Raw genomic sequence first — 11,361 nt, 5'->3', positions numbered from 1 at the left:
ATGAGAGCTTCGGAAGGTGTTGCAGCCGGGCCCGATACGACGGGGAGGTCCGGCGGATCCAACCCCGGAGGAACCCACGATGGAGATCAAGGTGCTCGGCCCACTCATGGCCGAAACAGGTGGCACATCGATCGTCCCCAGCGCCGGCAAGCCCCGGCAGATCCTGGCCCTGCTGTCCGTGTACGCGAACCAGGTCGTGCCCGTGCCGACGCTGATGGAGGAGATCTGGGGCGGCGACATGCCCCGCAGCGCCCTGACCACGCTGCAGACCTACATCCTCCAGCTGCGCCGCCTGATCGGGAAGGCGCTCGGGCCCGACAGCCCCTACGGCGCCCGTGAGGTGCTGGCGACCCGGCACGGCGGCTACCTGCTCGAGGTGCAGCCCGGCTCGGTGGACGTGCACGAGTACGACCGGCTCGTGGCGACCGCCCGTGCGGAGGCCGACCGCGGCGACGACACCACGGCCGCCGCGCTGTACCGGGACGCGCTCGCCATGTGGCGCGGGCCGGCCCTGGTCGACGTACGGCTCGGTCCGCTGCTGGAGATCGAGCTGGTGCGGCTCGAGGAGAGCCGGCTCGAGGTGCTGGAGCAGCGCATCGACTGCGACCTCAGGCTCGGCCGGCACATGCAACTGCTCGCGGAACTCACCTCCCTGACGGCACGTCACCCGCTGCACGAGGGCCTGCACGCCCAGTGCATGGTGGCGCTGTACCGCTCGGGGCGGCAGTGGCAGGCGCTGGACGTGTACCAGAACCTGCGGCGCGGCCTCGCTGAGGAGTTGGGCCTGGACCCGTCCGTGCGGTTGCAGCAGCTGCACCACGCGGTGCTCGCCGGGGACCCTTCCCTGGATGCGGCGGTGTCGGGGGGCCGCCGCACGCTCGACCTCTTCGCCGCCTGAACCACCGGGCACGCACTCGCGCCGGACCCCGCCCTTCACGAGAGGGCGGGGTCCGGCGCTTGTCGTCCTCCACCGGTCCTCCAGCGTGCGGTCGCACCGTGCACCCGCAACTCTCCTACCGAACCTGGGGGTTCACCTTGCGAGTCATCGACCTGTCGTCCGCCGTGGACGCGGCCGGGTGGGAGCCGGACCCGATCGTGCACGAGATCATGACGCCCGCCGAGGGGGCCCGGCACATGGCGGCGGAGATGAAGGAGCACTTCGGCCTCGACTTCGACCCCGCCGACCTGCCCGGCGGTGAACTGCTGTCGCTGGACACCCTCACCCTGACCAGCCACACCGGCACCCATGTGGACGCCCCCTCGCACTACGGCTCGGTCGGCGAGTACGGGCGGCCGCGCAACATCGACGAGATGCCGCTCGACTGGTTCCTGCGCCCGGCGGTGGTGCTGGACGTCTCCGACGTCGGCACCGGGGTCATCGGCGTCGAGCGGATCGACAAGGCGATCGCCGACGCCGGGTATGTGCCGCAGCCGCTCGACATCGTGCTCCTGTACACGGGCGCGTCCCGATTCGCCGGTACGCCCCGCTACTTCACCGACTTCGCGGGCCTCGACGGTCCCGCCACCGACCACCTCCTCGACCTCGGCGTCCGTGTCATCGGCACCGACGCCTGGAGCCTGGACGCCCCCTTCGGGCACATGATCCGCACCTTCCAGGAGACCGGCGACCGCTCGGTGCTGTGGCCCGCCCACTTCGCCGGCCGGCGCCGCGAGTACTGCCAGGTGGAGCGGCTGGCGAACCTCGACACCCTGCCCGCGCACGGCTTCCGGGTGTCCTGCTTCCCCGTGAAGATCGCCGGTGCGGGAGCGGGCTGGACCCGGGCCGTGGCCCTGATCGAGCCATGAGGCTGCGTACGAGCTCGGAGATGGCGGCGCCCTGGCTGTTCTGCTTCCACCACGCCGGCGCCGGCATCTCCTCCTTCACCCGCTGGCAGCGCGAACTCGGCGACGCCGCCGAGGTGGTGCCGGTGCTGCTGCCCGGCCGCGGGCCCCGCTCGCGCGAGGCCCGGATCACCGACGCCGCCGAACTCATGGGCGAGCTGCGGGAGTTGATCCTGCCGCTGCTGGACCGGCCGTATCTGCTCTACGGGCACAGCCTCGGCGGTCTCGTCGCGCACGCGCTGACGCTGGCGCTGGAGGAGGACGGGCTGCATCCGCCGGCCCGGGTGGTGGTGGGCGCCGTGCCGCCGCCGCATCTGCGCAATCTGCTGCTGCGCAGCCTCGGCCTGTCCGACGTTCAACTCCTGGAGCTGCTGGTCGACCTGGACGCCGTACCGGCGGAGGCGGCGGGCCGGGACGTGGGGATGTGGCGGCGGCGGGTGGTGCCCGCGCTGCGGGACGACCTGCGGCTCGGGGAGTCGCTGTGCCGGGCGGGGGCGGGGACGCGGCTGCGTACGCCGCTGATCGCGCTGGCCGGGCGGGACGACCCGATCTCCCCGCTGGCCGACATGGCCGAGTGGGCGGACTACACCGACGCCGAGTTCCGGCTGCAGACCCTGCCGGGCGGCCACTTCTTCGTCCGGGAGGCATCCGTGCCGCGGCTGCTGCGCGAGGTGGCCGAGGAGCTGCGGGAGCCGTTCCAAGACGAGTCGAGTGCCGGTCAAGACGGCCCGTCGACACTCGTCGCAACAGCTGACCGATCAGAGAGGTGACGCCTGGTGAGCCGACGCGTCGTCATTACCGGAATCGGTGTGGTCGCCCCCGGGGGCGTCGGCACCAAGGAGTACTGGTCCCTGCTGACCGAGGGCCGCACCGCGACCCGGGCGATCTCGCTCTTCGACGCCTCGGCGTTCCGGTCGCGCATCGCCGCCGAGGTCGACTTCGACCCGGTCGCCCAGGGGCTGACCGAGGAACAGGGCGGGCGACTCGACCGGGCCGCCCAGTTCGCGCTCGTCGCCGCCCGTGAGGCGGTCGCCGACAGCGGACTCGACGTGGCCGCCGCGGACCCCTTCCGCACCGGTGTCACCATCGGCAGCGCGGTCGGCGCCACCACCGGCCTGGACTACGAGTACGCGGCCGTCAGCGACGACGGCGCCGCCTGGCTGGTCGACCACGAGCGGGCCGTACCGCATCTGTACGACTACTTCGTGCCGAGTTCGTTCGCGGCCGAGGTGGCCTGGGAGTTCGGCGCGCAGGGTCCGACGGCGGTGGTGTCCACCGGCTGCACCTCCGGCCTGGACTCGGTCGGGCACGCCGTCGAGCTGATCCGCGAGGGCAGCGCCGATGTCATGGTCGCCGGGGCCACCGAGGCGCCGATCTCGCCGATCTCCGTCGCCTGCTTCGACGCGATCAAGGCGACGTCGAACCGCAACGAGGAGCCGGAGACCGCCTCGCGTCCCTTCGACAAGTCGCGCAACGGCTTCGTCCTGGGCGAGGGTTCGGCGGTCTTCGTCCTCGAGGAGTACGAGCAGGCCGTCGCCCGCGGCGCGCACATCTACGCGGAGATCGCCGGGTTCGCCTCGCGTTCCAACGCGTACCACATGACGGGCCTTCGGGCCGACGGCGCCGAGATGGCGGAGGCGATCACGGTCGCGCTGGCCGAGGCCGGCATCCCCGGCACCGACGTCGACTACATCAACGCGCACGGCTCCGGCACGCTGCAGAACGACCGGCACGAAACGGCCGCGTTCAAGCGAAGCCTCGGCGAGCACGCGTACGACACGCCCGTCTCCTCGATCAAGTCGATGATCGGGCACTCGCTGGGCGCCATCGGCTCGCTGGAGATCGCGGCGTCCGCGCTCGCCATCGAGCACGGCGTGGTGCCGCCCACCGCCAATCTGCACGAGGCCGATCCCAAGTGCGACCTCGACTACACGCCGGTCACGGCGCGCGAGAAGGAGATCGACACGGTGCTCAGCGTGGGCAGCGGGTTCGGCGGCTTCCAGAGCGCGATCGTGCTCACCAGGCCCGGGCGACCGGGCCGTGCGAAGGAAGGTACGGCCGCATGACCACCGCACTGCCGACCCGCACCGCGACCGCGGTCTTCACCGGCATCGGCGTCGCCGCGCCCAACGGCCTCGGTACGGAGGCCTGGTGGCGGGCGACGCTGGACGGCCGCAGCGGCATCCGCCCGGTCTCCCGCTTCGACGCGTCGGGCTACCCGGCCCGACTCGCCGGTGAAGTCCCGGACTTCGACCCCGCCGCGCACGTCCCGAACCGCCTCCTCCCCGCGACCGACCACATGACGCGCCTCGCGCTCACCGCGGCCAAGGAGGCCGTCGAGGACAGCGGCGCCGCCCCGGACGAACTGCCGCCGTACTCCGCCGGGGTGGTCACCGCCGCCTCGGCGGGCGGCTTCGAGTACGGGCAGCGCGAGCTGCAGGCGCTGTGGAGCAAGGGCGGGCAGTACGTCAGCGCGTACCAGTCGTACGCCTGGTTCTACGCCGTCAACACCGGCCAGATCTCCATCCGGCACGGGCTGCGCGGGCCGAGCGGCGTCCTGGTCACCGAGCAGGCCGGCGGGATCGACGCGGTCGCCCAGGCGCGGCGGCAGCTGCGCAAGGGCAGCAAGCTGATCGTCACGGGCGGTGTGGACGGCGCGATCTGCCCGTGGGGCTGGACCGCGCAGCTCGCGGGCGGCCGCATGAGCACGGTCGCGGACCCGTCCCGGGCCTACCTCCCCTTCGGCGCCGAGGCCTCCGGGTACGTCGTCGGAGAGGGCGGCGCGATCCTCGTACTGGAGGACGCGGAGGCGGCACGGGCTCGGGGGGCGCGGGTGTACGGGCGGCTCGCCGGATACGCGGCGACGTTCGACCCGGCGCCGGGCAGGGGCGGTGCGCCGGGCTTGCTTCGGGCCGCCGAACTCGCCCTGGACGAAGCCTCGGTGGCGCCCTCCGCGGTCGACGTCGTGTTCGCCGACGCGGCCGGGGTGCCCGAGCTGGACCGGCAGGAGGCAGACGCCCTCACCGCGCTGTTCGGGGCGCACGGGGTGCCGGTGACCGCCCCCAAGACCATGACCGGCCGACTGCTGGCGGGCGGTGCCTCGCTCGACCTGGCGGCGGCGCTGCTGTCGGTGCGGGACGCGGTGATCCCGCCGACCGTCAATGTCCCGGCGCCGGCCGCGGGTTACGCCCTCGACCTGGTCACCGAGGCGCGGCGCGGCCCGGTCCGCACGGCACTGGTGCTGGCGCGGGGCCGGGGCGGCTTCAACGCGGCGGCCGTGGTCACGGCGGACGACTGAATTCCCTTATCAGAAAGGCGACTTCCATGAATCTCAAGGAACTGACCACCCTCCTGCGCGACTGCGCCGGTGTCGACGAAGGCGTCGACCTCGACGGCGACGTCCTCGACGTCCCCTTCGACGAGCTCGGCTACGACTCGCTGGCCGTCCTCCAGGTCACCGGCGTCATCGAGCGCGACTACGACATCCAGCTCTCCGACGACACGGTGGCCGAGGCGACGACCCCGCGCCTGCTGCTGGAGTTCATCAACGAGCAGCTGGGGGCAGCACCGGTGGCGAAGGCCGCGTAGGCCTCCGGCCGGGCAACCGCTCCACGCACGCAGGCCGCCCACCCCCCCGCGGGGTGTGGCGGCCTGCGGCGTGCCCAGGTGGGTGTGGCGGCGCGTTCGGGTGGATCCACGGCCGCCTCCGCCCGTCGACCGCGGCTTCGCCCGGCGGCCTCCGGCACGGCTCCGCGGGATTCGGCTCTCGCCCCGGGGCGAGAGCCGACGGCCTGCGGCGGGGGCCTTCGCCGAGACCCCGGCGTCGCCAGATGCACCCCGGCGAAGCCTGAAAACCACGGCACACCGCCCCTCGAAGACGCCCCCGAGCGGCACTCGTGCGCCCGGCATACGACAGTGCCCGCACGCCGGGGGATTCGCGTGCGGGCACTGTCGGGGTGGGCCGACACGGGTCGGCCCTGGGGGGGGTGGTCAGATGAGGTCGTCGCGGGTGATCCGACGGTCCTGGATCTGCCAGGTGTCGTCGACGCGGACGATGCGGTCCTCGCAGAGGGTGCTGGCCTTGATCTCGGGGCGGCCGCCGCGCGGGGTCTCGATGACCAGGGCGTAGCAGCGGGCCGTGACGGCCGACGCGGTGGCGGACTCGACCGACACCATGCCGAGCCAGTGGCGGCGCTGGACGCCGGCCTCCGCGTACGCCGCGGTGGCCTTGGCGGCGGCCTCGGTGATGGCGGCGCGGCCGACCGCCGGGACGGGCTGGGCGTTGGCCGCGAAGACGCCGTCCTCGGTGAAGGTCTGGGCCCACTCCTCGACCCGGCCGTCGTCGAGCAGATGCATCTGCCGGGCGTAGAACTGCTGGATCTCCTGGTACAGCCCGGCCGTTGCGGACTGCGGCAGCTCGGTGACGGTCATGCGGGTCCTCTCCCGATGGCTCCTCTTGACGCCTCCCACGGTCGCCGCCGCGGCTCGAAGTCCGGTCGGGGTCCGGTCGGAGGTTTCTGGAGCCGCCGCCATCCACCGGTGCTCGACACCCGTTCGAGTGCGGCTCGGCACTTTGGGGCGCATCGACAGCGATACGCGACACGTCCGAGGAGAGACCCCATGACGCAGGAGCACAAGGACCGCAGGGCCGCACTGATCACCGGCGCCACCAGCGGCATCGGCCTGGCGGCCGCCCGCACCCTCGCCGAGGCCGGGTACGCCGTCTTCATCTGCGCCCGCAGCGAGGAGTCCGTCCGGCTGACCGTGAAGCAGCTGCGCGAGGAGGGTTACGAGGCCGACGGCACCGTCGCCGACGTGCGCGACGGCGCCTCGGTGAAGGCGCTGGTGGGCGCCGCCGTGGCCGCGTACGGCCGGATCGACGTACTGGTCAACAACGCGGGCCGCAGCGGCGGCGGCGTGACCGCCGACATCGCCGACGAGCTGTGGGACGACGTCATCGCCACCAACCTCACCTCGGTCTTCCTCGCCACCCGCGAGGTCCTCAACCAGGGCGGCATGCGCGAGCGCGGCTGGGGCCGGATCATCAACGTCGCCTCCACCGCCGGCAAGCAGGGCGTGGTGCTCGGCGCCCCCTACTCGGCCTCCAAGCACGGCGTGGTCGGCTTCACCAAGGCGCTCGGCAACGAGCTCGCCCCGACCGGCATCACCGTCAACGCAGTCTGCCCGGGTTATGTCGAGACGCCGATGGCCCAGCGCGTGCGCGCCGGTTACGCCGCCGCCTACGACACCTCCGAGGCCGCCATCCTCGAGAAGTTCCAGGCCAAGATCCCGCTCGGCCGCTACTCCACGCCCGAGGAGGTGGCCGGCCTGGTCGGCTACCTGGCCTCCGACACCGCCGCCTCGATCACCGCGCAGGCCCTCAACGTCTGCGGCGGTCTCGGCAACTTCTGAGCCACCCCACCCATCAACTGCCCTTTGAACGAAGGAAGTTCAACCGTGTCCGTGACCACACCGCACCGCACCCTGCACAGCATCGCCGTCGCCGCGCCCGCCGAGGTCGTGTACGGGATCGTCGCCGACGTCACCAAGTGGCCCCAGTACTTCGCCCCCAACGTGCACGTCGAGCACCTGGAGCGGGACGAGGGCAGTGAGCGGATCCACATCTGGGCGTTCGCCAACGGCGCGGTCAAGAACTGGGTCTCGCGCCGCACCCTGGACCCGGCCGGGCTGCGCGTCGACTTCCGTCAGGAGGTCTCCGCGCCGCCGGTCGCCGCGATGGGCGGCACCTGGGTGGTCTCGCCCGTCGACGCGAACTCCTCGCTGCTGGAACTCCACCACGACTTCTCCGCCGTCGACGACGACCCGGCCGGCGTCGAGTGGATCACGGCGGCGGTGGACCGCAACAGCGCGGCCGAGCTGAACAACATCAAGGAACTCGCCGAGCAGTACCGGGAGTTGGACGAGCTGGTGTTCTCCTTCGAGGACACCGTGGAGATGGCGGCCGACGGCGCCGACGTCTTCGCCTTCCTCGACCGGGCCGACCTGTGGCCGGAGCGGCTGCCGCACGTGGCCCGTCTGGACCTCACCGAGGACGAGCCGGGCGTGCAGATCATGGCGATGGACACCAGCGCCCGCGACGGCTCCACGCACACCACCGAGTCCGTGCGGATCGTGTTCGAGCCCGACCGCATCGTCTACAAGCAGACCACCGTGCCCGGCCTGATGACCGCGCACACCGGCGCCTGGACGATCCGTCCCGTCGCGGGCGGCGTCGCGGTCACCTCCCGGCACACGGTCACCCTGAAGCCGTCCGCCGTGGAGCCGATCCTCGGCGCGGGCAAGACCGTCGCCGACGCCCGTGAGTACGTCCACAAGGCGCTGAGCACCAACAGCACCAACACCCTGAAGCTGGCCAAGGCCCACGCGGAGGCGCTCCGTGGCTGAGCTGCCGTACGCCGAAGTACCCGACCGGATCGACCAGTTGCTCGCGCGCGCCGCCGTCGACCACCCGGAGCGCTTGGCGATCGTCGCCGACGACACGGAGTTGGACTACGCGGCGCTCGACGCGCGCGTCGGCTCCGTCGCCGCCGCGCTGCAGAGCCTGACCGGTGCCGGCGAGGTCGTGGCCGTCGCCTCCTCGCTGCACCCCGACTTCGCCGTGGCCTACTACGCCGCCGCGCGCGCCGGGCGGACCGTCGCCGTGGTCAACCCGCTGCTGCGCGAGGAGGACCTGCTGCACGTCCTGACACTGAGCGGCGCGACCGTCGCCGTCGTGGACGCGGCCCTCGAGGCCCGGCTCGCGGGCGTGCGCGACCGGCTGCCCGCGCTGCGGGAGGTGCTGCGGATCGGTGCGCTGCCCGAGGGTGCCGAAGCCCCCGCCGGGCCCGGTACCGGGCCCGCCGACACCGCCGTACTGCAGTTCACCAGCGGTACGACCGGCCGCCCCAAGGCGGTGCGGCTCAGTCACCGCAACGTCGTCGTGAACGCGGCGCAGATCGCCGACGCCCACCGCCTCGACGGCGACACGGTCGCCCTCAACCACCTGCCGACGTACCACCCGATGCACCTCAACTCGGCGATCGCGGCGGGCGCCACACAGGTGCTGTGCGCGGCGCCGGAGCCGTACGCGGCGCTGATGACCGCCAACCGGCACCAGGCGACGATCTTCTACAGCCTGCCGGTGCGGCTGGCGCGGCTCGCGGCCGATCCCGACCTGGACAGCATCTCCGTACGCACTCTGAAGCGGATCGCGTCGGGCGGTTCCGCCCTGCCGGTGGCCGCGGCTCGGCGGCTGTCGAAGCGGTTCGGGATTCCCGTGTTCCAGGGGTACGGGCTCGCCGAGACGGCCCCGCTGACGCACAGCGACGACCCCGACCGGCCGGTGCACGGCTCGGTGGGGCGGCCCGTCGCGGGGACCGGGTGCCGGGTCGTGGACATCGACAGCCGGGCGGTGCTGCCCGCCGGTTCGGTGGGCGAGGTACAGCTGCGCGGCCCGCAGGTCATGCAGGGCTACCTGGGCGGGCCGGACGGCACCGGTCTGGAGCCGGACGGCTGGCTGAGCACCGGGGACGTGGGGCGCGTCGACGAGGACGGGCGGCTGTTCCTGGTGGACCGGCTCAAGGACGTCTTCAAGTGCGACAACTTCCTCGTCGCGCCCTCGGAGGTGGAGCGGGTCCTGCTCCGGCAGCCGGGCGTCAGGGACGCGGTCGTGGTCGAGCTGCCGGATGCCGAGCACGGCGCGGTCGCGGGGGCACTGGTCGTACTCGAAGACCCCGCGGACCTGCGGGACGTCGTGTCCGCCGTCAATGACGAACTGCCCTACTACCAGCACATCCGGGACGCGGTGACGCTCGACGCCATCCCTCGCTCCGGCAACGGAAAGATCCAACGCCGGCTCCTGGCCCAGCAGTTGACCAGCCGCCAGCCCGCCTGAACCCGAAGGGGACCGTCATGAGCTTCACCGTCATCAACACCTTCACCCTCAAGAACCCGGCCGACGCCGAGGACTTCGAGGAGCGCTTCCTGACCCACGTGGAGTGGATGCGCAGCCGCCCCAGGTTCGTCGCCCACCAGGCGGTGCGCTCCACCGAACAGCCCGAGGTGTACGTCAACTTCGGCTGGTGGGAGCGGCCCGAGGACTTCCAGGCGGTGCTCGCGAGCGACACGTTCAAGGAGCACGCCGAGGAGTTCCACAAGATCGTGGACGTGGTCGCCGACCCGTCGATGGGAGTGCTGCGTCTCGACGGCGCGTCCGCGCGCGAGGGCGACCACCTGGTCGTCGAGTTCGTCACCGACAACGACCCCGGCGCCTACGGCAGTTACGCCGAGGCCGCCGGCTTCGTCTCCGCCGACGTCGCCAAGTCGCTGTTCGCCCGCCCCGGCGGCTTCACCGCCCTGACCCGCTGGCGCTCCGCCGAGCAGGCGACCGCCGCCCGCGCCCCCTTCGTGGAGCGCGCCGTGCCCGCCCGCCCGATCGCCGGCAACCGCGCCGAACTCTCCCCCACCGGGGCCTGAACAGGAGGACCGCATGCAGTACCGCCGACTCGGCGCGGACGGGCCGGTGGTCAGCCGGATCGCGTTCGGGAACTCACTGACCGCCGGCAACCAGCTCGCCGACCCGAACGCCCTGGCCTGCGTGCACGCCGCGCTGGACGCGGGCATCACCACCTTCGACACCGCCGACGCCTACGCCGACGGCCGCGCGGAGGAACTGCTCGGCCGTGCGCTGCACGGCGTGGACCGGGACTCCGTCGTCGTCTGCACCAAGGTGGGCAGAGGCGGCGGTCCCGGCCCCGGCGCGCTCTCCCCGGCCCGGATCGCCACGAGCCTGGACGCCTCGCTGCGACGGCTCGGCACCGGGCACATCGACCTGTACCAGGCCCACTTGTACGACGACACGACCCCGCTCGAGGACACCATGCGGGCCTTCGCGGCTGCCGTGCGCGCCGGGAAGGTCCGCTGCGTCGGCGTCTCCGAGTGGGCCGCCGACGAGATCGAACGCGCCGTCGCACTCGCCCACGAGCTGGGCGTACCCCTGGTCTCCAACCAGCCGCAGTACAACCTGCTGTGGCGGGTGATCGAGGCCGAGGTCATGCCCGCCTGCACCGAGCTCGGCGTCGGGCAGATGGTGTGGTCGCCGCTGGCCGGAGGCGTGCTGACCGGCAAGTACCGGCCGGGGCAGCAGCCTCCGGCCGGTTCGCGTGCGGTGGCCGCGCAGGGCGGCGACGTGTCCATACGGCGGTTCAACTTCATGTCCGACGAGGTACTGACCGCCGTCGCCGAGGCCGCGGACCTGGCAGAGCGGGCCGGGGTCACGCTGCCGCAGCTCGCCCTCGCCTGGGCGCTGCGCGGCGAGTCCGTCGCCACCGCGGTCATCGGGGCGTCCGCGCCCGAGCAGATCGGCCGCAATCTCGCGGCCCTGGAGACCGCCCTCGACCCGGAGCTGCTGCACCGCGTGGACGCGGCCCTTGCCCCGGTCGTGGTCCGCGACCCCGCGCTCACCCTCAGCCGCATGCTGCGCGCCAAATCCCTGTCCCAGAAAGCCAGTTGAGAGGTCCG

General features: G+C 72.7%; 12 protein-coding genes. 11 read left to right on the top strand and 1 reads right to left on the bottom strand.

Annotation, left to right across the window (positions count from 1 at the left end):
- Nucleotides 1-79 precede the first annotated feature (79 nt).
- The 6 genes from ACFY1L_RS11815 to ACFY1L_RS11790 all read left to right on the top strand — a co-directional run bounded on the left by ACFY1L_RS11815 (nt 80) and on the right by ACFY1L_RS11790 (nt 5,430).
- Nucleotides 80-898, top strand: coding sequence for a BTAD domain-containing putative transcriptional regulator (locus ACFY1L_RS11815; protein ID WP_388821870.1), 819 nt, complete (start codon nt 80-82; stop codon nt 896-898).
- A 137-nt stretch (nt 899-1,035) separates the two neighbouring features.
- The gene (locus ACFY1L_RS11810; RefSeq protein ID WP_388821867.1) at nt 1,036-1,806 is read left to right on the top strand and encodes a cyclase family protein; all 771 of its coding nucleotides are present in this window, start codon (nt 1,036-1,038) and stop codon (nt 1,804-1,806) included.
- Nucleotides 1,803-2,612 (top strand): thioesterase II family protein, encoded by an 810-nt coding sequence (locus ACFY1L_RS11805; protein WP_388821864.1) that lies wholly within the window; start codon nt 1,803-1,805, stop codon nt 2,610-2,612. The genes ACFY1L_RS11810 and ACFY1L_RS11805 overlap by 4 nt, the downstream gene beginning before the upstream one ends.
- A 6-nt stretch (nt 2,613-2,618) precedes the next feature.
- Nucleotides 2,619-3,908, top strand: coding sequence for a beta-ketoacyl-[acyl-carrier-protein] synthase family protein (locus tag ACFY1L_RS11800; protein WP_388821861.1), 1,290 nt, complete (start codon nt 2,619-2,621; stop codon nt 3,906-3,908).
- Complete coding sequence (locus tag ACFY1L_RS11795; protein ID WP_388821859.1) at nt 3,905-5,140, top strand: ketosynthase chain-length factor; 1,236 nt, start codon at nt 3,905-3,907, stop codon at nt 5,138-5,140. Before ACFY1L_RS11800 ends, ACFY1L_RS11795 begins: the two co-directional genes overlap by 4 nt.
- Nucleotides 5,141-5,166: 26 nt before the next feature.
- Nucleotides 5,167-5,430, top strand: a complete 264-nt coding sequence (locus ACFY1L_RS11790) for an acyl carrier protein (RefSeq protein WP_361267826.1) — start codon at nt 5,167-5,169, stop codon at nt 5,428-5,430.
- Nucleotides 5,431-5,832: 402 nt separating this feature from the next.
- Here the strand turns inward: ACFY1L_RS11790 and ACFY1L_RS11785 are convergent, their stop codons facing one another.
- On the bottom strand, nt 5,833-6,273 hold the full coding sequence (locus ACFY1L_RS11785; RefSeq protein WP_388821856.1) for a nuclear transport factor 2 family protein: 441 nt from the start codon (nt 6,271-6,273) through the stop codon (nt 5,833-5,835).
- A 189-nt stretch (nt 6,274-6,462) separates the two neighbouring features.
- Between ACFY1L_RS11785 and ACFY1L_RS11780 the strand changes: the two genes are divergently transcribed.
- Genes ACFY1L_RS11780 through ACFY1L_RS11760 form a run of 5 tightly spaced genes read left to right on the top strand, consistent with a single transcriptional unit; the run spans nt 6,463 to nt 11,353 of the window.
- A complete protein-coding gene (locus tag ACFY1L_RS11780) occupies nt 6,463-7,254 on the top strand; it encodes an SDR family NAD(P)-dependent oxidoreductase (RefSeq protein ID WP_388821853.1) in 792 nt (263 codons plus the stop codon).
- Nucleotides 7,255-7,299: 45 nt separating this feature from the next.
- Nucleotides 7,300-8,247: an aromatase/cyclase gene (locus ACFY1L_RS11775; protein WP_388821851.1), complete on the top strand. Its 948-nt coding sequence runs from the start codon at nt 7,300-7,302 to the stop codon at nt 8,245-8,247.
- Nucleotides 8,240-9,736 carry a class I adenylate-forming enzyme family protein gene (locus ACFY1L_RS11770; protein WP_388821848.1) on the top strand — a complete coding sequence of 499 codons (1,497 nt, stop codon included), beginning with the start codon at nt 8,240-8,242 and terminating at the stop codon, nt 9,734-9,736. The genes ACFY1L_RS11775 and ACFY1L_RS11770 overlap by 8 nt, the downstream gene beginning before the upstream one ends.
- A gap of 17 nt (nt 9,737-9,753) precedes the next feature.
- Entirely contained in the window at nt 9,754-10,317 is a 564-nt protein-coding gene (locus ACFY1L_RS11765) for an antibiotic biosynthesis monooxygenase family protein (RefSeq protein ID WP_388821845.1), read from the top strand.
- Nucleotides 10,318-10,330: 13 nt separating this feature from the next.
- Nucleotides 10,331-11,353 (top strand): aldo/keto reductase, encoded by a 1,023-nt coding sequence (locus ACFY1L_RS11760; protein WP_388821842.1) that lies wholly within the window; start codon nt 10,331-10,333, stop codon nt 11,351-11,353.
- Nucleotides 11,354-11,361: the final 8 nt, after the last annotated feature.

The organism is Streptomyces sp. NPDC001663 (genome assembly GCF_042893105.1).
Taxonomy (GTDB): Bacteria; Actinomycetota; Actinomycetes; order Streptomycetales; family Streptomycetaceae; genus Streptomyces.
This window is presented reverse-complemented; position numbering and strand designations above follow the sequence as displayed.